The organism is Nitrospirota bacterium (genome assembly GCA_016180645.1).
GTDB lineage: Bacteria > JACPQY01 > JACPQY01 > JACPQY01 > JACPQY01 > JACPAV01.
The window spans coordinates 42,042-64,187 of the sequence record JACPAV010000024.1 but is presented as its reverse complement, the minus strand read 5'-3'; the positions used below and the strand labels follow the sequence as shown (position 1 = coordinate 64,187).

The following is a 22,146-nucleotide window of genomic DNA, read 5'->3' as shown; positions in this document are numbered from 1 at the left end:
CTTCGGGGAATCCGTTTCCCCTGAACGATGATCATGGCCTGCCCCCGGTGAATACGTAGGCGGCGCCGGCGAAATCCAGATTGCCCCATGGGGACGCAACCGTCGTACCGGGCGCGCCGATGAGGACATCCGTGAAGCCATCACCGTTCACGTCGCCGGCCGGACTCACAAAGTGCCCAAAGTCCGCATCTCCCATCATGGGCTGAATCGATGGGACGGGCATCGGCATGTTGAAAAGCCACGAGCCGTCCACGCCGGACAAGGCGTTGGATCGGATCAGAATGTCGGCAAAGCCGTCGCCGTTGAGGTCGCGAGAGATGGAGATGGGCAGGGCGACATCGGTCTTCTGCCACAGCACCGATCCGTCCCTACCCGAGAGGGCATGAAGCGTGACGTTTCCCCACTGGGAGGAAGCCACCACCAAGTCCGGTGAGCCATCCCCCTTCAAATCGAAACCGCCGGAGACGACGTGCCCGAATCTCTCCAAGTCGTTCGTCCCGGTCTTGTGGTACAGCAGATTGCCCTCCGCCCCGGAGAATACCCAGACCACACCGGTCCGATTCGGCGAGGGACCGTCCGAAAGGTCGCGCGGCGCACCGATGGCGTAGTCGCCCGTGCCATCGCCGTCCACGTCGCCGATCGCTGACACGGAGTACCCGAATTCGGTCTCGCTGTACGCCATGTTGCACGGCGCACGCAGAAGTGTGCCGTCGGCTCCGGAGTAAAGGTAGGCGAGGCCGGCCCGCCCGAACATGTCATAGGCGCGGGGCGCGCCGACCAGAACCTCGGCATGGCCGTCTCGATCGAGATCGTCAAGTATCGCGGCCGACCAGCCGAACCCATCGTCCAAGGCGGGCGATTGCAGCCGGAACAGCAGCGAGCCATCGCGACCGGAGTGTACGTACACGCTGTCACCGCCTTCGGTATCCCACCGCCCCGAGATGAGGAGGTCGGGCGTGCCGTCCCCGTTGACATCCCCACCCCCTTGCACCATGTCGCCGAAAGCCCTGGAATTGCCCGGATTCGGGATCTGATAGCGCAGGTCCAGTCCACTTGGCGAGGCCATCGGGTCCGCCCAGGAATACACAAAGACTTGGCCCGACCCATCCCAGGAACCGGGCTGGCTCACGGCGAACTCATCCTTGCCATCCCCATCGATGTCGCCCAGAACCGTCCCCGCCGTGCCGAAGTTCCCGCCGGCGCGATCGCCATTCAGGGTCATGAGCAGCGAGCCGGGCGCAGCAAGGGTGCGGGCCGTGACCTCATTGACATTCCAATCCTCGTTCCCGGCTTCATCCACGGCGCGAACGACGAAGAAGTAGGACGTTGAGGCCATCAATGCCTCTTGGGAATAGGACGTGGCGCCGGAGGGGGCCGTGGCCGTGGCGACGAAATTCGACCCGCAGTCGCCGGAGAAAGACGACTGACAGATTCTGTACGAGATCCGATCCGATGGGCTGAGGTTGTCCGTTGCCGGCTCCCATGAAAGCGCCATCATGGACGCCGAAATGGCGGTCGCAGAAATCACTCCTCCGAAACTCGGCCGCTCCACATCCACGGTCCACGCATGCGAGGCGGGCATGGGATCCACGTTCCCGGCGAGGTCGCGCGCGCGGACCGAAAACGCGTGGCTCCCCGCGGGCAGGAAGGTGTAGGACGCGGCGGGCACACACGCCCGATACAGCCCCCCATCCAGGGAGCATTCGAACGACGACGTGCTCGGCTCGGACGAGACGAATCCGAACGTCGCGTCGGGTCCCGTCGTCAGGGGGGGATCAGGAGTCATGAGGGTATCAGGAACGACCGTATCCACCGACCAGGTGTGATGCACGGTAGGGGACACGGCGCCGCCCGTGTCGGTCGCCTTCACGTGGAAGGCATGGTTGCCATCCGATTGGGCGGGCGAGGGAAAAGGCGACACGCACGGTGAGAAGGATTCGGTGTCCAGTGCACATTCGAACAGGCAGCCCTCTTCCGAGGCGGAGAACGCGAACGTGGCTTCAGCCGTGTTTGTCCACGGCGGAGGGGCCGTCAGCAGCCGGACCGTCGGAGGGGTATCGACCGTCCAGGTAATGCCGGCCGGGGTCGGGTCATTGTTTCCCGCCTGGTCAACGGCGTAGACGCTGAACGCGTGGGCTCCCTGGCTGACGGTGAATTCAACGGGAGAGCCGCACGGGGCGGGCGTGCCAATGTCGAGTTGACAGAAGAAGGATGAGGATTCGGTGCTGCCGAAAGTGAATTGGACGAACGTCGACGTGGTGATCTCACCCGAGCTCAACACGGAAAAACCGTCGGTGGCGCTCAGGGTCGTGTCGGGAGACGTGAGGTCTATCGTCCAACTGTAGCTCGCGGGCGTGGCATCCGAGTTGCCGGCGCGATCGACGGCGTAGACGTAGAAGGTGTGCACTCCGGCGGCCAGGTTCGAGGTGGTTTTGGGCGAAGAGCACACCGAATAAGAGGCCGCGGAATCCATTCGGCAGCGGAAACTCGATCCGGATTCGTTCGAACTGAATGAGAAGGCCGCCGTGGTCTGGTTGGTCGGGCTCGGCGGGAAGGACGTCATCGTAGTGTTCGGCGGGGTCAAGTCGATCGTCCAAGACTTGATTGCCGGCGTCGCATCCATGTTCCCTGCCACGTCGGTGGCCTTGACGTAGAACCTATGCGTTCCCACGCCGAGACCCGAGTAGGACGCCGGCGAGGTGCAAACGGCGTAGCTTTGAGCATCCAGCTTGCACTGGAACGTTGACCCGGTCTGTGTGGCGGTGAAATAGAGGTTTGCGTACGTGAGGTTGGTCGAGTATGGCGGACTCGACGTAATACCGGTATTCGGAGGGGTGACATCGTTGATCATGGTGGTTGCCGGGCTCTTCACAAAGATCGCGTCCGCCGCAACCACATAGACCTTGTTCCACGAGTCGGCCTGATTGTCCCCGATGTCGATGGCGGGGAAAGAACCATCCTCTTGTCCGATGCCGGATCCGATTTGAACCGTCAACGAGGAATCCTTGAAGACCCAGACCGACAGCCAGGGTCCCACCGCGCCGGCCGATCCCGTGAGCGTATCGTGGATCCCCGGGGGGTTCATGGTCACGGTCATCCTGCTCGCGTCCGGTGCGGAAGGAGGCGAGGAAGATTGAGCCCGGGCCGCTCTGCCGCCGCATATCATCGCGGTCGAGAGGACTGCGGCAAGGATTTGAAATCTGTGTCTCGTGAAATGGTTCATGAAGATCCTCCTTATGAAGCCAGGGCGGCCGCCATCTTCTGAGAGAAGTCGCCGCCTTTTTGCTGGGTCTGTCTCTTCCGCGCCACCAGCCGTTGGCACGGCAGCGTGGGGTCGAGGACGCCCTTTTCCTGTTCAACAACATCCAGACCCATCTTCTGAAGAAGCTGGGCCATGAACTTCGCCGTGTGGGCATGGATTTCGCATTCCACCCGGTGCGAGGCGCCCATCCTTTCAATGTAGGTCTTCTTGATGAGAACCCGCGTGGATGACGCTTCGAGCCGCTTCTCCTCCAATACGATCACATCGCCGAATCGTTGCGCCTGGAGTTTCGGGGGGGATGCGGCCAGCAGTTCACGGCTGGGAAACTCGATGATCAGCCGCCCACCTTCTTTGAGAACGCCCTGCGCCCCTCTCATCAGGCGGATGCTCTCCGTAACGTTGAACCTGGCCACACACGAGGGAGGGACGATCACAACGTCAAACACGCTCTTGAAGGGCAGATCCGTAGGCTGCGCCAAGATGACCCCCGCGTCGCGGAGTTGGGCCCGGGCGAGAAAAAGGTGCGGTCGGAGCAGGTCCACCCAGCACAGTTCCACTCCGCTCGGAAACCTGAAGATGGCCGGCTCATTGCCGCATCCGAGAACCAAGACTTTCTGTCCCGCTTCGACCTGGAACGCCTCTTCCCCGAGGGCATCGAGGACCGATTCCGATTCCCCGCCGGACGGAACCAAATCCATCCCCCATCCCGAGAGAAGCCCGCCGCCTTCGGCAGACCTCACCGTTACGTCATTTGGATTCATCGTTGCCTCCTCGTATCTGCATTCGATCCATCATTGACTGTCTATCCACCCCGCACCTATCCTGTGCAGATCCCCGCGCACTCGAACGATTGCAGCGAAGGGTTGGCTTCACTTCCAGCTCCAATACCAGAAAGCATCTTGAGCCGGGATAGGTGCGGGGTCCATGCGCAGCCCATACGCAACGCCCATACCACATGACACTGAATTCCGATGCAATATCTATCTTATAACAATACCTTATATGATAGTGCGACATTTTGCCACAATTCAATCGACGCCTCCGTGAATCAATTAAACGATGTGTTGTTGCTTACAACAGAGTGGAATCGGCAGAAGTTTGCTCCTTAATGAGTCCCGGGCAGTAGGATCAGTGAGAGTGTGCCTTACCAGGATCGAATGCCGGATGCAGTCACTGATGGTCCTCGCCAGCCCTCAGGCTGAAACCTGAATAATCGCTCCAGTCCCGAATGGCATATCGCGGATAGGTGGAAATCTGTGACTGCCCGATGAGGAGTCCCGCGCCCAAGTTCAGTGCGGCCGATGCGGGCCGATCATACCGAAGCCAAAGGAGCAGACTGGAGGCCGTCGGAACACTCGCACTGAGGGATCTCGACCACCATGCCGTGGCCAGACGTGCCTCCTTCGCGTTTCGTGAGAGAAGTCCCTCCGCCTTCTGAAGTTTCTCCCTCCGCTGTTCGGGCGTTTCATCAGGAATGCTGCGTAATTCGCCGGCGGCCGAGCGGGTGTGCATGGGAACGACCAGGACATTCACGAAGCCCAGAAGCGAGCCGGCCCCACCCACCCGGTTGTCAATCCGAAGCCCCGGGTCATCGGTGATGACACTGATCGCCCCTTGTCCCACCGTGAGAACCCCGAATCCGATCAACCACCCCGTCCGCCATTTCCGAGCGGGAGCCTCCGCCCTATCCAACCTCGCCTGAATGAAGTCTATGCGGGAAGCAACCTCAACGTCACCGGATGATTCGATGGATGACGGCGCGCCCGGCGATTCCCCCCACGCCGCACCCACGCGAGCAGCCGCCAGGATGGCGCAGAGGCACGCCACGTGAACCTGTTTCGTGAGAGCAGATTCCGTGAGAATCAAATAGAGTATACTGTCACCGATTATACGCCGAGGATTCGCCGGGTTTGAGGCCGAGAACCTTGACGCCTTTCACGCCCTTGATCTCCTTGCGCAGGGCGTCCGGCGTGCCGATCAGGACGGGGAACGTGCCGTAGTGCATGGGGATCACCGTCTTCGGCTTGATCATCCGCACGGCGAAACCCGCTTCATAGGGCGACATCGTGTAGAAATCACCGATCGGGAGGCACGCGATCTGCGGCTTGTACAGTTTCGCGATCAGCGCCATATCGCCGAACACCGCCGTGTCGCCGGAGTGATAAACCGTGGGGCCGTTCTCAAACTTCAGGATATAGCCGACCGCCTCACCACCATAGATGATTTTCCCATCGTCCAAGATACCGCAACTGTGATCGGCGTGAACCATCGTGATCTTCACACCCTCAACGATCTGCGATCCGCCTTTGTTCATCCCGGAAAGTTTCTGCACGCCTTTGCTTTCCAGCCACGCACACGTCTCGTAGATCCCCACCACGGTCGGACTGTGCTCCTTCGCAATGGCCACGGCATCGCCGATGTGATCGAAGTGACCGTGCGTGATCAGGACCAGGTCTACCCGTTCAAGTTTCTTCTTGTCCTCCGGACACCCCGGGTTTCCCTGGACCCACGGATCGATGAGGATCCTCTTGCCGCTCGACGTCTGGAACAACATCGTTCCATGCCCCAAATACGTAACCGAAAGTCCACTCGCCTTCATAACCTACCTCCTCTTTGTTATCCGACTATCACTGTGCGTCACGATATCGACATGACGAGAATCAATTTCTCTGCGCAGAAATCCTCTCATCCGTGAAACACGAAATCGCCCCCAATTCTACACAAAGATGGGGACTCTTCCAGTCACCGTTTAACTAACCGGTAAATCTATAGAGGAACGTCAAGTTCTTTCTGAGGATTGGCACCGCCCTTGCTCATTGACCGATGGTCAGTCAATTCGCATGGGGAGAAACGCAGAGCAGAACAAGGAAATGCGGGCAAGGACGCGCAGCAAGATCCTTGACGCCGCGCGCGAAGTCTTCGGGGACAAGGGGTTCGACGCATCCCGAATCGAGGACATCGCCCAGGTGGCCCAGGTCGCCAAGGGCCTGTTCTACGAGCACTTCAAGAACAAGGAAGACATCGTCCGCCAATTCGCTCTCCAAGTGGGAAACGAGATTTTCCAGAACATCAGCTCCGTTTTGGAGAGCCAATCCTTCGCCGATCCGCGTAGCGTTTTCCGCTCGGCCATCGAGGCGTATTTCAGCACGATCGACCGCAATCGGAACCTCGCCCTTTTCTTCGCGCGCGAAGGGCGAAGCGTAAGCGTGGGACTCGGCCGCGTCATTCATCTCATGTTTGATCGGCTCGAAAGCCTCGCCTACGGCCAGTTCGAGCGCGGCCTTCGGGAAGGCCTTCTCCGGCCGGCGCTCCACTACGGCCTGATTGCACGCGCGCTGACCGGACTCCTCGAACAGGCCGGCCACTACTATCTCACCCATCCCGATCTCACGCGGGAACAAGCCATACAGTCACTGGTCGAATTCTCCGTGGGCGGAGTCGCTCAAACGAACGGAGCGCACGCGTGAGCCGTAACACCTAAAGGGGGGAACGTTGCCGAAAGAAACGTGGAAGCCGCAAAGACAGGTCGCCATGGTGATCGACCTGAACAAATGCATCGGATGCCAGACCTGTACCGTCGCCTGCAAGACGCTGTGGACCGACGAAGAAGGCCAGCGCCATATGTTCTGGAACAGCGTAAACACACAGCCGGGCCGCGGCACGCCGAAGGATTGGGAAACCATGGGCGGTGGGTTCGACGCAGACGGAAAAGCGCGATCGGGAAAACTCCCATCCATCGAGGATTTCGGCGAGGCGCCCAAATACGACTACGACAAAGTCTTCTATCAGGGCAAGGGCGCGGGTGAGTACCTCCACCCGCCGAAAAAGCCGAAATGGATGTTCAACTGGGATGAAGATCAAGGCGCGGGTGAGTTTCCCAACTCCTATTTTTTCTACCTCCCGCGGCTCTGCAACCACTGCACCTACCCCGCCTGCGCCGAGGCCTGCCCCATCAAGGCGATCTACAAGCGCAAGGAAGACGGAATCGTGCTCGTCGATCAGGGGAAATGCCGAGGCTACCGCTACTGCATGGAAGCGTGCCCGTACAAGAAGATCTATTTCAACTACGTGACGCTCACGGCGAACAAGTGCATTTTTTGCTTCCCGCGCCTCGAAAAAGGAGTGGCGAACGCCTGCGCGAGACAGTGTCCCGGACGGGTTCGATTCGTGGGCTACCTCGACGACACGGCCGGCCCCATTCACAAGCTGGTCAACGAGTGGAAAGTGGCGATCCCACTGCACCCGGAATACGGGACTGAACCCAATATTTACTATGTACCGCCGATCGGTCCGGCTCGCGTCGGGCAGAATGGAAATTTCGATACCACCCAAGCGCGCATCCCGATCGAGTACCTACAATCGCTCTTCGGGCCGAATGTCTCCGAGACGCTGGCGATCGTCCAGGCCGAGATGGACCGCCGCCGCAAGGGTGAGAAATCGGAGTTGATGGACATCCTCATCGGCTGGCGATGGCCCGATGACTTCTTCAAGCCGTTCACGAACGACCCCGTGACGGCGAAGGGAGGCGTGCCCTCTTGAAACTCGACCGCCGCGAATTTCTCCAGACCACCGGCGTGGCCGCCGCCACCCTGTCCCTCTCCCAGTTCACGGTCACCAGTTGCGAACGCAAGGCCGCGCTCCCTCCGGCGCTCAAGCATACGGGCAACTGGGAAGACGCCATGCGCGAGAAATGGTCGTGGGACAAGACCGTTTTCGTCACGCACCCCCAGGATTGCTACCCCGGAAACTGCTCCTGGGTAGGCTACCTCAAGAACGGCGTGTTCTGGCGCGAAGAGCAGACCGGCCGGTACCCGGTGGTGGACCCCACCACGCCCGACTGGAACCCACGCGGCTGCCAGAAAGGCTGCATGTACTCCCGCGTCACCTACGGAGGCGAGCGGTTGAAGTTTCCCATGAAACGCGTGGGTCCCCGCGGGAGCGGCCAGTGGAAGCGCATCAGTTGGGACGAGGCGCTCACCGAGGTGGCCGACGCCATCATCGACGCGGCCGAGAACGTTGGGCCGGAATCCGTCGTGGTGGACGAGCAGCCGGGCCAGGGCGGCGCCTTCCCGCACGGCGTGTATCCCCCGCTCCGCTTCGCCGCGATTCTCGGCGGAACGATGCTCGACGCGAACGGAATCATCAACGACTACAACATCGGCCAGTACATGACTTTCGGGAAGTTCCACGGCGTCAGTTCACAGGACGACTGGTTCAAAGCCGAACTCACGCTCATCTGGCTCATGAATCCCGTCTACACGCGGATCCCGGGCTACCATTTCGTGTCGGAGTCCCGTTACAACGGCGGGGAAGTCTGGACCATCGCTCCGGACTTCAGTCCTTCCGCCGGCCATGCGGACTACTACGTTCCCGTCAAGATCGGGACCGATGCCGCGCTGGCCTTGGGCGTGGCGCGAGTGCTCATCGAAGAGAAACTCTACAAAGCGGATTTCGTTCGCGAGCAGACGGACCTCGCGTTCCTCGTGCGAAAAGACACCCGACGTTTCCTGCGTCAAAGCGATCTCAAGAAAGGCGGGAGCGACGAACAGCTCTACTTCTGGGACGGAGCAACCCAATCCCTGTCCGCCGCGCCCCGGAAGAAGCTGTCCCTCGGCAAGGTGGTGCCGGAACTCGAAGGCGAGCATCTCGTGAAGCTGGCCGACGGGACGGAGGTCGCCGTCACGCCCGTATTCGAAATCCTGAAACAGAAGCTCAATGCGGAATACGACCTCGACAAGGTCCACTCGATCACGGGAATTCATCCGGATGTGATTCGCGATCTCGCACGCAAGATGGCCGCGAAAAGGACAAACATCCTCGTCGGCTGGTGCCCCCCGAAAATCTACCATGGCGATCTCATCGAGCGCGCCATGTGTCTCTGCCTCGGGCTTACCGGAAACTGGGGGCGCAAAGGGACCGGCGTGCGCGGCTGGACCGTGCTGGCCGACGCCTCTATCTACAGCATGCCGATACGCGAGGGCGGCAAGGGCGCATTCAAGGAAACGTTGACGGAAGTGAAGCGACTGGTCTCGCTGCTGAAAAGGAAAGATCCGTCGATGACCGACGAAATGGCCCACATCGATATCGAAAACATCATGGCCAAGCTGGTCGGTCAGGTCCCGCCCGCCTTCTTCTGGTACTACCACGCCGGCTACCGCGAAGTGTGGAACACCAAGGAATGGGGCGATACTTCGATGAAGCGCACCTTCGACGAGTACCTCCAGGAAGCCGTGGACAAAGGTTGGTGGGAGGACTACGTCCGCCCGCGGCAGGATATCCCTCCGCAGGTCTACATCCTATGCGGATCCAACACTCTTCGCCGCACGCGCGGCGGCCCGAAACGGCTGCTCGAAAACCTCTGGCCCAAACTCAAGATGGTTGTCGCCGTCGACGTCCGCATGTCCACGAGCGCGATGTATTCCGACATCGTCCTTCCGGCGGCGTTCTTCTACGAGAAAACCCAGATGCACTCGATCACCAGTCCTCACATCCGGTTCTGGGCGTTTGCGGACAAGGCGATCGATCCGGTGCACGAGTCGAAAAACGAGTGGGACATCTTCGCGTTGCTCGCGAAGAAGGTCTCCGATCGGGCGAGAGAGCGCGGCAAGGAGGAGTATCGCATCCGGCAGATGGTGGACGTCGACAAGGTCATCGACTCCTTCATCCCGCCCGGTATCCTCGGCAAGATCGGCAACCGGCTGTTCCACGAGCGAATCTCAAAGCAGTTCCGGGAGTTCTACGGGCCCACTCGCAAGTTTGAAAGCGTGTACAAGCGATTCACGGCAAACGGGTACTATACCGACGGGGAGAGCGAGAAGATTTTCGGGGATGCCCTCGAAATCTTCACCGAAGGAGGGATGGTCGCCAAGGACACGGACCTCGCCAAATTGCGGAAAGACGGCTTCGTGAAATACACGGGCTTGGGCCACACCCCCCACGGGCAGAACGTGGCGACGGACGTCAAGCCGGATGAGACCGTGAACCCGTTCTCGTGGCACACGGAGAAGAAGATCCCCTACCCGACGTATGCCCGGAGGGCACAGTTTTACATCGACCATCCGTGGTTCATCGAGGGCGGTGAAGAACTCCCGACCCACAAGGTCCCGCCCAAAGCCGGAGGGGACTATCCGTTCATCATGACCAGCGGTCACCTTCGCTGGAGTATCCACGCCTCGAATGTGGCCAACGAACTGGCCCTCGCCCTGCACCGGGGCGAGCCGTTCATGTTCATCAACGCGATGGATGCGAAAGAGAAGGACATCGAGGACGGCGAATACGTGCACGTCCAGAACGACATCGACCACTTCACCATCCAGGCCAAGGTCAGCGCCCTGCCCCGGCGCGGGCAGGTGATCGTCTATCACGCATGGGATCCGTACCAATACAAGGATTGGAAAAGCTACGACACCGCGATTCCGGGAATGGTGAAGTGGCTTCACCTGGCGGGAGGCTACGGTCACCTCAAGTTCTGGGTGTGGAATTGGCAGCCCGTCCAATCGGACCGGCATGTTTTCGTGGACATCCGCAAAGCGAGCGTCGTTTGAGGGGGAGCCGGATCCTTTCGATGACGAACACCCACGTGGCGAACGCCGCGGCGTTCCTCACGCTTGGAATCACCGGCATCCTCCTCCTGCCCGCTCCCTTCTCCAGTCTGAGGGAAATCTTGTTGGGCGGTCGATTCGAGGTTGTCCGGGATGTCCACCTGTGGTCGGCCGTACCCTTCGGAATCACGCTCATCGCCGTATACGCCCTCCGCGGCTGGGCCATCCTGAAAATCAGGAGGCTCACGGCCCTGGTGGGCTGGAAGAAGCTCAATTCGATCCTGGCGCTGGCGCTGAGTATCCTGCTCTTCGCAACGGGGGTGCTGCTCTGGATCGAGCCCGAAGCGGCCGCGGGATGGCTCCCCATCAGTCGAAGCATTCACGTCTGGTCGACCTGGGCCGTCCTTCCGTGGGTGCTCTTGCACGCCTCGGTGGAAGGCATGCGCTGGATGTATCGCAGGAGGAGGCGATTTTCCTTCTCCTCAACCATTCCTGTCCTTGCGGCAGGTCAAGCCCTTCCCGTTTGTACCGAGGAGGTGAAGACACCATGAAGATCACGGCAAAGAAATTGGAACTCGATCCGCAACAGGCTCTGGCGCCGGATTCCGGCCTGTGGGGCCACGTGCCCGCATCGCGACTCAAACTCGATCCTTCTCCCTTGGAGAACCAGCCCTCGGAGTACGTGCGGAACCTGCCCAAGAAACACGGAGCCATCCACGAAATATCCGTGAAGATCGCGCACGACGGCAAATCGATTTATGTCCGCCTCGAGTGGAACGACAGCAAGAAGGACGCGGCGCCCTCCGATTCCGATCCTTTCCCGGACGCGGCGGCCGTGATGTTCCCCGGTCAGGAAGGCCTCCCCAGCGTCTTCGAAAACGATCCCATCTCCATGGGAGCGGACGATATTCCCGTGAATGCCTGGCTCTGGAGGGCGGACTTTGGCGATAAAGCCAAGGACGTGCGCGCGCGCGGATTCGGAACATCCAAGCGACTGCCCGACAGCACGATTGCCGCCCGAGGCGAATGGAAGAACGGCCGCTGGCAGGTGGTTCTGAGCCGCACCCTGGCGGCGCCGGACGCTGAGAAGGAGGTCGCCGCGCTGCCCGCTCAGGGCACCGTCCCGATTGCCTTCGCCGTATGGGAAGGCTCGAACAAGGAGCGCGCCGGCCTCAAGTCCACCGTTCCAGGTTGGCTCCTCCTGGAGGTGAAGGCGTGAGCCCATCGAAGCGCCAATTGGCGATGGTGATCGACCTAAACAAGTGTATCGGATGCCAGACCTGCACCGTCGGCTGCAAACAACTCTGGACCAACGATCCCGCCATGGAATACATGTGGTGGAACATCGTCACCACCGTGCCCGGTCGCGGCACTCCCCGCGATTGGGAAAAAATGGGCGGCGGATTCGATGCCGATGGAAAAGCCCGGACCGGACGACTTCCCACCAACGAAGAGTTCGGCATCGCGTGGAACTTCAACTATGAGGAAGTGTTCTTCGAGGGCAAGGGCACGAGCGTCCATCTGAAGCCCACGCCCGAGCCCACGTGGGGGCCCAACTGGGAAGAAGATCAGGGCGCGGGCGAATATCCGAACTCCTACTACTTTTACCTCCCGCGTCTGTGCAACCACTGCACGCGGCCGGCCTGTCTTGAAGCCTGCCCCCGCAAGGCCATCGTCAAGAACGAGGAGAACGGCACGGTCCTGATCGACGAGGACAAGTGCCACGGCTACCGCTTCTGCATGGAGGCCTGCCCGTACAAACGGATTTACTTCAACCCCAAGCGGTTCATCGGCCAGAAGTGCATTCTGTGCTTTCCGCGGGTGGAGAAAGGCGTCGCGCCGGGTTGCGTCCGCATGTGCCCCGGACGCGCGCGCCATTTCGGGTACCTCGATGACGAGGCGGGCCAGGTGTTCCAACTCGTGAGCAAGTGGCGCGTGGCAATCCCTCTGCATCCCGAGTACGGGACCCAGCCGAACATCTACTACGTGCCGCCCGTGCTGCCGCCTCCGTTCGACTCCACGGGGAATCCGCTTGAAGCCAAGCCCAGAGTGCCGGCGGAATATCTCCGTTCGCTGTTCGGTCCTGCCGCGGACGAGGCGCTTCGGATCCTGAATGCCGAATGGGATAAAACGCGGGCCGGCCAAAAGTCCGATCTGATGGACATCCTCATCTCCCGGCGATGGCACGATATGCTCAAGCCCTTCGATCAGAATCCGGCGCAGATCGAGGCATGACCCAAGCCATGGCGGATACCCCTGCGCAATCGACAGACACCATCACAGAACCCTCACCCTCGGCAGGTCCCGTAGGGGCGAGGCATGCCTCGCCCCTACAAGAAACGGGAGAGGGTCAGGGTAGGGAGCTCCAGGCAACCTCCCCAGCCGCATCTCGCTGCCGGTTCTACCGGCTTCTCGCCTCCGCCTTCGCTTTTCCCGACCACGAATTTTTTGAGGACATCGGAAACGGCCGGTTTCGATCAGCCGTCGAAGAGTGCGCCCGTTCTCTGCCGTATGCCCTGGAGGCGTCCCTCCCCACCGATCCCCTTCCACCCGCCTATGACGACTTCGAAGCAGAGTACATCCGGCTGTTCGAGGTTGGACTCGGCGGAGGGCCGCCCTGCCCGCTCTACGCCGGCGAGTATCTCGGCGCCCGGATGAAGACGATGGAAGAGCACCTCCGCTTCTACAATTTCTTCGGTCTCAAGCTGAATGAGGGCGATGGGCGCGAACTGCCCGATCACCTCACCGTGGAGCTCGAGTTCATGCACTTCCTCAGTTTTCAGGAGGCCCAGGCCCCTGCGGACCCCGAATCAATCCAATCCCTTCGGCACGCCCAGTCGGACTTTCTCGACCGCCAACCGGTTCGCTGGCTGCCTCTGCTCGCCAAGAAACTCGCCGGGCAGAAACCACCGCCATTCTACGCCACCCTCGTGGAGATGACGGAACGATTCATGAAACAAGACCTCGGCTACCTGCGGGCCACATGAGACGCCGGGAGTTCCTCGAACTCGCGGGAACCAGCGCCCTCGCTCTCTCAGCGTTCCAAGCCGGCGCATGCTCCGGACCCACCAGTACCACCTCGCGCCTCTCGCCTCCCGCCTCTCGTCCGTCGTACGGTGGCTGGCAAGATCTCTATCGAACGAAATGGTCGTGGGACAAAATCGTCAAAGGCACTCATCTCCGGACGGACTGTATCGCGGCATGTTCCTGGGACCTCTACGTTCGCGACGGCGTCGTCATCCGCGAGGAACAAAACACCATCTACCCCCAAACGAACCCGGATACGCCCGACTTCAATCCGAGAGGCTGCAACAAGGGCGCCTGCTATTCGGATCTCACCTATGCGCCCTCCCGGATCAAGTATCCACTCAAGAGGGTGGGCGAGCGAGGCAGCGGCCGCTGGAAACGGATCAGTTGGGACGAAGCCCTCACCGAAATTGCCGACAAGCTCATCGACACCTGCGCGAAGCACGGCTCGGACACGGTCGTCTACGATCACGGCACCACGCAGATCGACATGGGGCCGGACACCGCGGGCGAAATTCGACTCTTCGCCCTCATGGGCACCACCATGCTGGACTCCTGGGCGGGCGTGGGGGACCTGCCGATGGGCGTCGTCCAAACCCTCGGCCTCTACAACATGGACGGCACGTCGGATGATTGGTTCAACTCGGACTACATCATCGCCTGGATCGGCAATCCGGCCTACACACGCATCCCGGAATATCATTTCATGGCCGAGGCCCGATACAAGGGCGCCAGGGTGGTCCACATCTCTCCCGACCTCAACGCCACCGCCATTCACGCCGACCGCTGGGTCAACGTCAATCCCGGAACGGACGCCGCCTTCGGACTCGGACTCGCGCACATCATCATCAAAGAGAATCTTTTCAAGGCGGACGTCATCAAGGAACAGACGGACCTCCCGCTGCTCGTACGATCCGACACGGGGAAACTCCTCCGCGGCTCGGACCTCTCAAAACGGGGCCGTGACACGGAGTATTTCATGTGGGACACACGGAAAAATCGCCCCGCCTCCGCCCCAGGCGTCGAAGGCAACCCGAAACCGGTCCACGACAAGTTAAGCGTGACGAAGGCCATCCAGGCCCTCGGTTCACGTCATTTCTATTCCATCCGACTGGGTGACCTGGATCCCGCTCTCGAAGGATCCTTCGCCGTGACGCTCAAGGGCGGCGAAAGCGTCGCCGTCCGGCCGGTCTTCGAACTCCTCAAGGAACGGCTGGCCCCCTACACCCCCGAACACGTCCAGTCCATCACCGGAATCCATCCGAATACAACCGTCGCCATGGCGCGCGAAGTCGCTGCCGCAAAATCGGCCATGATCTTCATGTCCTGGGGCGCGTGCAAACACTACCACAGCGATCTCATGCAAAGGGCCGCCCTCCTCGTTCTTGCCCTCACCGGCAACTTCGGTAAACCGGGCGCGGGCATGCGGGTGGGCGCGTGGTGGACGCTCCACGGATTCGAACTTCTCGCGTTCGACCTCGCTCACATGCTTCCTGCGATGGTCCACCCGGCGCTGGAAAGTCTCGCCCGGGCGCCCAATTGGATCCGCTCGACCGCCCGCCGGAACGACGACCTCATGAAGGTCCTCACGCGCCAGTACAGCCTTCACACGCCTCTGATTCCGTGGCTCAACGTCCACGGCGGCCTCTCCCAAGTGTCCGACCGAAAGGACTACAATGATCCCACTTTCAAGCGCCCGCACGCCGACTGCATGACGGAATCCATCAAAAAGGACTGGATGCCGGTCTACCCCCCCCCCGGAAAGGATCCCAAGGTTCTCGTCTTCTCCGGCGTCAATCCACTGCGCCGATGGCCTTCGCCAACCCGGATCCGGGAAGTGCTCTGGCCCAAGCTGGATCTCATCGTCTCCCTGAACGTCCGAATGTCCACGTCCACCCTCTGGTCGGACATCGTCCTCCCCTGCGCGGGCTACTACGAGAAGACCGGCATCAAGTTCACGATGAGCTACGTTCCCTACATCATCGCCGGCGACCAGGCGGTGCCGCCGCTCCACGAATCGAAACGGGAGTGGGACATCGCGGCGCTCCTGGCCAAGAAGATTCAGGAACGGGCGAGGGCACAAGGCGTGAAACCGTACCGGAATCTTCTGGGCAACGAGCACGATCTGAGCCGGATCTACGAGCGGTTCACGCACAAAGGCAAACTGACCGAGGGAAACGCCGATCGGGCCATGGACTGGATCCTGGAACGATCCAAACCTATCCGGGGCACCGACTGGAAGGAACTGTCGCGCCGCGGCGCCGTGCGGATCAAGCACACCGGGGGCTACATGCTCCTGAACCACGTCTGCGGCGATTATGAGGACGGAAAGACCGTCTACCCGCTCCAATGGAACCGCGAAGGCAAAGAACCGTATCCGACGATGACGGGCCGTCAGCAATTCTACATCGATCACGACTGGTACCTGGAAGCGGGTGAACATCTGCCGATGCACAAGCCCGCGCCGGACGCCGGTGGGAAATACCCGCTCCGGCTCTCGGGCGGACACACCCGATGGAGCATCCACTCCATCTGGCGCGACCAGCGCCACATGATGCGGCTGCAACGAGGCGAGCCGGTGGTGTACATGAGCGTCGAGGATGCGCGCTCTCGAAAAATCCGGGACGGCGAGCGCGCCAAACTTCTGAACGACGTCGGTTCCTTCATCGCCATGGTGAAGATTTCGCCTGCCGTGAAGCCGGGCCAGGTCATTTGCTACCACGCCTGGGAGCCGTACCAGTTCAAGGATGGCCGTGGAAATCAGGAGATCGTGCCCTCCCCGTACAAGGCGCTTCACCTCGCCGGCGAGTTCGGCCATCTCTACTACCGGGCCTACTACGCGGCCCCTTCCCACACTCCGCGCATGCAGACGCTGGACGTGGTGAAAATTGGCTGATGGATCTCCAGGAGCGGATCTCCAGGTTCATCACCGAGAGTTCCCCACCCGGACAAGCCCCCAGGGTCGAAGGTCTGCGCCGCCTTGGGACGGGATCCGCCGGCGCCTCGCGCGAGAATTGGGTATTCGACCTGGTCCCGGCCAACGGGGCGATCGGCGAGCGGCGCGCCTGCATCCTCCGCCGCGATCCGCCGAAATCGCTCCTTGAAGCGGGCGTCACCACCGACCGCACCGTCGAGTTCGCGCTCCTGAAAACACTGGAACGCTTCCCCGTGCGCGCACCCCGCGTCTACTGGCTCGATGCGGACGGCTCCCGGCTTGAACGCCCATCGATCATCATGCATCGCATGGAAGGCCACGCCTCTCCAACCAGCACGCTTCCGAGCTACGAGCCGGCGGAGTTGAAAACGAAACTGGCGGATCAGTTCATTCAACTCCTATGCAACATCCACGCGGTGGATTGGAGGAACTGCGGCCTCGGCACGGTCTTCAAAGTCCCGGAAAATGGGCGCGCGGCAGCCCAACAGCAGGTGGATCTCTGGACGAAGGTCTATTTGAAAGACCGGACGGAACCGCTCCCCCCCGTCGATCTCGCCCTCCGCTGGCTGAACGAACACCTTCCCAAAAAAGGAGAAGTCACCATCGTCCACGGAGATTATCGCTCGGGGAATTACCTCTATGACGACGCCGGCACTCTTCATGCCGTGCTGGATTGGGAGCTCACGCATCTCGGCGATCCTGTCGAAGACGTGGCCTGGGCCTGCCTGAAGTTCTGGGCGAACCGCGACGGCTGGGCATCGGGCCTCCTGCCCGTTGACGAGTTCTGCCGGGAATACGCCCGGCGTTCCGGCCGGGAAGTCGATCCTGGCAAGTTCCGATTCTATCGCGTCCTCGCGAACGTCAAGACGACCGCCATCTTTCTTTCCGGAGTCCGCGTCTTCTGCGAGGGTACGCGACCCTCCGCGCAGCTCGGCATCCTGGGATTTCTCATTCCCCGCATTGTCGAGGACACCCTAAGCCTCATTTCCAACTGACCATGCGCCCCACAATCGGCGACATCATCAACGGTACAAAGCGCATCATTCAGGAAGTCGTGTTCCCGTTCGTCGCCGAACACCCGAACCATCCCGAACAGCCCGCCGTCATGGAAAACCTCCTCAGCCTCATGGTGCTCCTCGAACACGCGGCACAGCGATGGGACAAGGCCCATTTGTTCCTCGCGGAGGAGAACCGGGAACTCACCGCACTGCTTTCCAAGATCTCCAACAACCCCCCGCAGCCGTCCGCCCTGGGTGTCGACCTTTCGGCCATGTGGGAGATCAACTCCAAGGTCAAAGAACGAATCGCCACACTTCTTCAGGCCCTGCCGGCCGCCCTTCGCTCCGAGGCGGAGAAATCCCTCGCCCAACTCGTCGAACGTGAAAAAGAGTGGATCAAAGTCGGAGAGGTCCTTTGGGACTAGTGTTCTTGGACGATGAGTTTCGACACTTCCCCTCGGATCGGTGGCCCAACGTCAGCGCCGCGGATCTTCGATGGTTCGAGCGCTACTGGCTCAACGTGCATTCGCACGACGGCCGATACGCCCTTGGGCAGGGGATCGGCGTCTACCCGAACTTGGGCACCATGGATGCCTTCGCCCTGCTCGTCGATTCGAATATCCAGTACAACCTGCGGGCAGCCGTCCGCCCCGGATGCTCCGGTTCCGATCTCCGAGTGGGACCCGTTCGGGCCGAGATCAAGAGCGGCGGGCGGAAATGGCTCTTCGCATCGAATTCCGGCGCAGCGGATTTCTCTTACGAGATCGAATTCGACTCCGACCTGCAACCGGCCCCACACACCTTGCCTCATGGAGAGCCGGAAACGGTCAATAGCCTTCCCATCCGATGGTGTACCTTCGCTCAAACCGGCCGTCCGCGGGGCGTCATTCGCCTCGGCTCCCGGAAGATCGATGTCCGTCCAGACTCCTGGTGGGCCGGTCGGGATCGGTCTTGGGGAGTTCGCCCGGGAATCGGAGGCGGCGGGGAACTCGAATGGCTCGGTGCTTTCCAGAAACTTCACTGGGGCTTTCTGCTCTACTGGGTGTTATTCAGTACGCCGAACCGACAATTCTGGTATTTCGGCACTCACGATCCCGGAGGTGGAAACCGCCATTTCACGGGATTCATCACGGAGAAGGACGGCCGCGTGACTCCCATTATCGACGTCGAGCACGACGTGATCCTTGATCCGGAGTCCGCTCGTTTTCAGAAGGCACACCTGAGAATTCACACTTCAAGTCATATCGAGGAAATAACTGTAACTCCCTTTTCTACTGTGTATCTCCGAGGAGGCCTGTACGATGGGCTGAACGGCGTCTACCACGGAACGGATCGCGGCCCTTCGGTCGTCGAGGGCGAATCGTGGAATTCTCGTCTGGACCCCCAACTCCGGCAGTCGGTCACCGGCCTGAACGACCACGCCTCTCGCTTTGAGGGAAAGGACGGCGCCGGCCGCGGGGTTTTCGAACTGCACTATGGAACGTAGAGAATTTCTCGAGCTGACGGGGACAGGCGCACTCAGCCTTACCCTCCTCCATCTCACCCCCTCTTGTGTCTCGCCTGATTCCGGTAAACCGCGAGCCACGGGCCACGAGCCACGAGCCACGTACCACAGCTTCCAAGATCTCTACCGCTCCAAATGGACCTGGGACAAGACCGTTCGCTCCACTCACTTCGTCAACTGCTGGTACCAGGCCCATTGCGCCTATGACGTCTACGTGAAGGACGGGATCGTGCTCCGCGAAGAACAGGCCGGGGAGTATCCGCAGACCCATGCGGGCGTCCCCGACTTCAACCCGCGTGGCTGTCAAAAGGGGGTCTGCTACAGCCAGCGCATGTACGAGCCCACTCGGGTCAAGTACCCGCTGAAACGGATCGGCGAACGCGGCAGCGGCCGATGGAAAAGAATTTCATGGGACGAGGCGCTGACCGAAATCGCCGATGCGGTCATCGACACAACGCTCCAGGACGGCTCCGACACGATCGTCTGGGAAATCGGCCCCCTGATCACGATGGGCACCTTCACCGCGGGCCAGATGAAACTGGCCGTCCACCTGGACCAAGTCACCCTCGATATGAACCCCGAGATCGGGGACGCCCACCACGGGGCGGCCGTCACGTTCGGCAACGTCATCTGCGAACGATCGGCGGACGACTGGTTCAATTCCGACATCATCCTCATCTGGGGATGCAATCCCGTCTACACGCAAATTCCGAACGTCCACTTTCTAAACGAGGCCCGGTACAAGGGAACGCGAATCGTTTCCATCGCCCCCGACCTGAATGCGTCGTCCATCCACACTGACCAATGGCTCTCGATCCGGCCGGGCACGGATGCCGCCCTGGCGCTGGGCCTGTGCAAAACCATCATCGATGAGAACTTGCAGAACGCCGATTTCATCCGCGAGCAAACGGACCTCCCCCTCTTGGTGAGAGAGGACACCCGCCGGTTCCTTCGCGATAGCGACTTCAAGCCTGAAACCGATCGATCGGCCGCCTCAGAGAAGGAACGCGTCGGAGCGGAGAAGTTTTACGTCTGGGACGAGACCTCCCAGTCCCTGCGAAAAGCCCCGAGACGCCGGCTCAAGTGGGGCAAGGTCGTCCCCTCCCTTTCCGGTTCGCACGTGGTTCAGACCCCGGCTGGCGCTGTCCGCGTGCGCCCGGTCTTCGATCTTCTAAAGGAGACACTCCGCGGATACGGAGCCGAGTCCGTCGAGAAAACGACCGGCATCCCCGCCACCCGGATCACCGCGCTCGCGCGAGACATCGCCAGGGCCGAAGCGGTCTGCAACGTCACGAGCAGCAATTTCGGAAAATATTATCACGGCAACCTCGTCGAACGTTCGATCATCCTCCTTCTCTCCCTTTGCGGACACATCGGCAGGAAGGGCGGCGGATACTCGGCCTTTCCGTTCATCTACCAGGACGGCATCGAGAAGTTCCTCATGACTCCCTACTCCCTTGAAGGCGCCAAGCAGATCCTTGCCCTCAACGGAGCGATCCTGCCTTCCGCCATCAAGAAGCGGTTCACCGAGGACTACACGAAGGAAATGGTCGTGTACGAGCTTGCCCGCGAAGGTCTGCACGAAAAAGGGCTCCTGACTTCCGGCACCCTTTTCTGGGCGATACACGGGGGTGTGATCGAAGCCAGCGGACGATCCCGCGAGTGGGACCCGGCCATGAAGCGCGACCTCGGCGACTTCCTCCACGAATCGTTCAAGGAAAAATGGCAGTCCATCTGGCCGCCGGTCAACAAAAAGCCCCGCGTCCTCTTCACCTACGGCGGCAACATCTGGCGGCGCCTCCGAGCCTACACGTTTCTCAACAAGACGCTCTTGCCGAAGCTCCACAAGTTCGTCGCGATTGATTGGAGAATGACCTCCACCACCCAATGGGCGGACATCGTCCTGCCCGCAGCCGGCTGGTACGAGAAGACGGAACACAAATGGGTTACTCCGCTCACGCCTTTCATCCACGTCGGTTCCAAGATGACGCAGTTCTTCGAGGCCCGTTCAGACTGGGAGATCTGCCTGCTCATCGCGAAGAAGATCCGGGACCGCGCACGCGAGCGAGGTCTCGAGACATTCAAGGACCGGTGGGGAAAAACGCGCCACTTCGAAACCGCCTATGATGAAGTCTCGGCCGGCGGCCGGTTCGACGAAGGGGGCGACGACGCCCTGGCCGGCCTCCTCATCAAGAAAAGCACCAATCTCGGCGGAATCGAATGGGAAGAACTCAAGAAGAAAGGGTTCGCCCGATTTACCTCCCCCGGGAACGGGATTCTCTCCAATGGCAACGCCTGCGATATCAAACCGAATGAAACGATCACGCCCTTCACGCATCATACGGAGAAGAAGATCCCCTACTCCACCGCTACAAGGCGAATTCAGTTCTATCAAGATCATCCCCTGTACCTGGAACTGGGCGAAGAACTGCCCGTCCAGAAGGATCCCCCGACCGCGGGGGGAACGTACCCGCTCATGCTCGGTGGGGGCCACACGCGATGGAGCATCCACGCGGCGTGGCGGGACAATGCGTACATGCTCAGGCTCCAGCGGGGAGTGCCCGTCGCCTACCTCAGCTCGACGGATGCGCACCACCGCGGAATCCGCGACGGGGACGAAATCGAAGTCCGCAACGACCTCAACCGATTTCGGATTCACGCGAAAGTCTCACCCAGCCTGCGACCAGGACAGATCATCATCTATCACGCCTGGGAGAACTTCCAATTCAAGAACGGCGACGGTTTCCAAAATCTGATTCCCTCGCCCATCAATCCCGTCGAACTCGCGGGGGGGCAACTTCAACTGCGCCCCATGTCCGCCATGCTCTCCCCCGGCCAGTTCGATCGCGACACGCGCGTGGAAATCCGGAAGGTCTAGC

16 protein-coding genes are annotated in these 22,146 nt (G+C 60.8%); 12 read left to right on the top strand and 4 right to left on the bottom strand.

Translation table 11 applies throughout. The features are described from left to right. Nucleotides 1-31 precede the first annotated feature (31 nt). The 4 genes from HYT87_14470 to HYT87_14455 form a co-directional block, all read right to left on the bottom strand. On the bottom strand, nt 32-3,085 hold the full coding sequence (locus tag HYT87_14470; protein ID MBI2060969.1) for an FG-GAP repeat protein: 3,054 nt from the start codon (nt 3,083-3,085) through the stop codon (nt 32-34). A 149-nt stretch (nt 3,086-3,234) separates the two neighbouring features. Next, the gene (locus tag HYT87_14465; protein MBI2060968.1) at nt 3,235-4,023 is read right to left on the bottom strand and encodes a hypothetical protein; all 789 of its coding nucleotides are present in this window, start codon (nt 4,021-4,023) and stop codon (nt 3,235-3,237) included. A 409-nt stretch (nt 4,024-4,432) separates the two neighbouring features. Further along, nucleotides 4,433-5,128 carry a hypothetical protein gene (locus tag HYT87_14460; protein MBI2060967.1) on the bottom strand — a complete coding sequence of 232 codons (696 nt, stop codon included), beginning with the start codon at nt 5,126-5,128 and terminating at the stop codon, nt 4,433-4,435. Nucleotides 5,129-5,141: 13 nt separating this feature from the next. Next, nucleotides 5,142-5,861, bottom strand: coding sequence for a metal-dependent hydrolase (locus HYT87_14455; protein ID MBI2060966.1), 720 nt, complete (start codon nt 5,859-5,861; stop codon nt 5,142-5,144). 241 nt (nt 5,862-6,102) lie between these two features. Here HYT87_14455 and HYT87_14450 point away from each other — a divergent pair, with 241 nt between their 5' ends. The 12 genes from HYT87_14450 (at nt 6,103) to HYT87_14395 (ending at nt 22,145) form a co-directional block, all read left to right on the top strand. After that, the gene (locus tag HYT87_14450; protein ID MBI2060965.1) at nt 6,103-6,729 is read left to right on the top strand and encodes a TetR/AcrR family transcriptional regulator; all 627 of its coding nucleotides are present in this window, start codon (nt 6,103-6,105) and stop codon (nt 6,727-6,729) included. A gap of 64 nt (nt 6,730-6,793) precedes the next feature. Further along, complete coding sequence (locus HYT87_14445; GenBank protein MBI2060964.1) at nt 6,794-7,801, top strand: 4Fe-4S dicluster domain-containing protein; 1,008 nt, start codon at nt 6,794-6,796, stop codon at nt 7,799-7,801. Continuing rightward, nucleotides 7,798-10,806, top strand: a complete 3,009-nt coding sequence (locus HYT87_14440; GenBank protein ID MBI2060963.1) for a molybdopterin-dependent oxidoreductase — start codon at nt 7,798-7,800, stop codon at nt 10,804-10,806. Before HYT87_14445 ends, HYT87_14440 begins: the two co-directional genes overlap by 4 nt. Before the next feature lie 20 nt (nt 10,807-10,826). After that, nucleotides 10,827-11,354, top strand: a complete 528-nt coding sequence (locus HYT87_14435; GenBank protein ID MBI2060962.1) for a hypothetical protein — start codon at nt 10,827-10,829, stop codon at nt 11,352-11,354. After that, nucleotides 11,351-12,022 carry a hypothetical protein gene (locus HYT87_14430; GenBank protein ID MBI2060961.1) on the top strand — a complete coding sequence of 224 codons (672 nt, stop codon included), beginning with the start codon at nt 11,351-11,353 and terminating at the stop codon, nt 12,020-12,022. Before HYT87_14435 ends, HYT87_14430 begins: the two co-directional genes overlap by 4 nt. Before the next feature lie 23 nt (nt 12,023-12,045). Further along, complete coding sequence (locus HYT87_14425; GenBank protein MBI2060960.1) at nt 12,046-13,038, top strand: 4Fe-4S dicluster domain-containing protein; 993 nt, start codon at nt 12,046-12,048, stop codon at nt 13,036-13,038. Beyond that, complete coding sequence (locus HYT87_14420) at nt 13,035-13,790, top strand: molecular chaperone TorD family protein (protein ID MBI2060959.1); 756 nt, start codon at nt 13,035-13,037, stop codon at nt 13,788-13,790. Before HYT87_14425 ends, HYT87_14420 begins: the two co-directional genes overlap by 4 nt. Then, the gene (locus HYT87_14415) at nt 13,787-16,726 is read left to right on the top strand and encodes a molybdopterin-dependent oxidoreductase (protein MBI2060958.1); all 2,940 of its coding nucleotides are present in this window, start codon (nt 13,787-13,789) and stop codon (nt 16,724-16,726) included. Before HYT87_14420 ends, HYT87_14415 begins: the two co-directional genes overlap by 4 nt. Next, a complete protein-coding gene (locus tag HYT87_14410; GenBank protein MBI2060957.1) occupies nt 16,726-17,760 on the top strand; it encodes a phosphotransferase family protein in 1,035 nt (344 codons plus the stop codon). The genes HYT87_14415 and HYT87_14410 overlap by 1 nt, the downstream gene beginning before the upstream one ends. Before the next feature lie 2 nt (nt 17,761-17,762). Continuing rightward, nucleotides 17,763-18,188 carry a hypothetical protein gene (locus HYT87_14405; protein ID MBI2060956.1) on the top strand — a complete coding sequence of 142 codons (426 nt, stop codon included), beginning with the start codon at nt 17,763-17,765 and terminating at the stop codon, nt 18,186-18,188. Then, nucleotides 18,179-19,249 carry a hypothetical protein gene (locus HYT87_14400; protein ID MBI2060955.1) on the top strand — a complete coding sequence of 357 codons (1,071 nt, stop codon included), beginning with the start codon at nt 18,179-18,181 and terminating at the stop codon, nt 19,247-19,249. Before HYT87_14405 ends, HYT87_14400 begins: the two co-directional genes overlap by 10 nt. Further along, nucleotides 19,239-22,145 carry a molybdopterin-dependent oxidoreductase gene (locus tag HYT87_14395; GenBank protein ID MBI2060954.1) on the top strand — a complete coding sequence of 969 codons (2,907 nt, stop codon included), beginning with the start codon at nt 19,239-19,241 and terminating at the stop codon, nt 22,143-22,145. Before HYT87_14400 ends, HYT87_14395 begins: the two co-directional genes overlap by 11 nt. The last annotated feature ends 1 nt before the right edge of the window (nt 22,146 follow it).